General features: G+C 66.3%; 1 protein-coding gene. It reads left to right on the top strand.

The window, feature by feature from the left end:
- Positions 1-1,014 (top strand): NlpC/P60 family protein (locus tag ABZS54_RS42920; RefSeq protein WP_355548892.1); only part of this gene is annotated, 1,014 nt, incomplete at its 5' end.
- Positions 1,015-1,485 lie beyond the last annotated feature (471 nt).

Genomic DNA, 1,485 nt, shown 5'->3' with positions numbered 1-1,485 from the left:
ACCGTCGTCACGGCCGCCGCGACGATGACCGGCGTGATGACCTTCGCCGGCACCGCGAGCGCGGATCCCGCGCAGTCGTTCCAGCAGACCAAGGACCGCGTCAACCAGCTGCACAGTGACGTGATCAAGGCCACCGACGCCGCCAACGGCGTCGAGGAGCAGATCACCAAGCAGCAGGGCACCGCGAACCAGACGCAGGCGCGAATCACCGAGGAACAGACCGCGCTCAACGCCCTGCGCGATCAGATCGGTGTCCTGGCGGCCAACCAGTACCGCAGCGGCGGTCTGCCGCCGTCGCTCTCGCTCGCGCTCAGCGGCGACCCCGAGGGTTACCTGCAGAAGTCGCAGATGTTGTCCCAGCTCGACGGTCAACAGGCCGCCAAGTTGAAGCAGATCGCGGCGCAGGCCCGAGTTCTCCAGCAGGACCGCACCGAGGCCTCCTCGCAGCTCGGCGAGCTGGAGAAGCTGCGGACCGAGCTGAACAAGAACAAGACCGAGATTCAGGCCAAGCTCGCCGAGGCCCAACGACTGCTGAACACCCTCACCGAGGAGCAGCAGAAGAAGGTCCTCGACTCCGACGAGCACGCGGGCGACACCACGCGGGGCAACGACCGCAGCTCGCGGGACAAGCCGGAAACGCCGCCGGCGACGAACATCCCCGCGTCCGGCCGGGCCAAGGCGGCGATCGCGTTCGCGATGGCACAGATCGGCAAGCCGTACGTCTCCGGCGCCGAGGGCCCCGGCTCCTACGACTGCTCGGGTCTGACTCAGGCGTCCTGGAAGGCGGCGAACGTCTCGCTCAGCCGGACCACGTGGACCCAGGTCAACGACGGTCCGCGGATCGCCAAGGGCTCGCTTCAGCCGGGCGACCTGGTGTTCTTCTACTCGGACAACCGGCACGTGGGCATGTTCATCGGCAACGGCCAGATCGTGCACGCCCCGCGGCCGGGCAAGAACGTGACCACGGCGCCGCTCGACTCGATGCCGTTCTACGCGGCGATTCGACCCGGGTAAATCCATCGGTCGCACGAAAACCTCGATGGCGCCCTCCCTCGGATTCGTTCCGAAGGAGGGCGCCGTCGTGTGTGTCGAGTTCCACCGGCCGCTCGGAGCAGCCCTCGATCGTCGACCGTCGCGGCACGGGACGCCGTTGTTGCCGTCCGGCCGGCACGGGTCGATCACTCTCCGACCAGGGCCATACGCCGGCAATATTCGTCAAAACAGCTCAAGATCGACTTTCGGGAATCCAAGTGCTTTTCCCGCGATACCCGGAGAAGGAAACGGCGATGTAGGTAAAGTTTCGGTAATGTGAGGGTCGATCGTGATGGTCGTGACACGCCTGTGACTAGTGTTCTGCGACAGGCGATCGGCTCGTCGTCGGCCACCGGTCGACACGATCGCCTCCGCCGAGTTCGGGGACGTGTTTCGGTGACGGTGGGTGACCATCGTCGGTGCGACGCGAAGCCGGAACCGGGGACCCTTGCA

Source organism: Embleya sp. NPDC005575, assembly GCF_040605455.1.
Lineage (GTDB): Bacteria > Actinomycetota > Actinomycetes > Streptomycetales > Streptomycetaceae > Embleya.
This window is presented reverse-complemented; position numbering and strand designations above follow the sequence as displayed.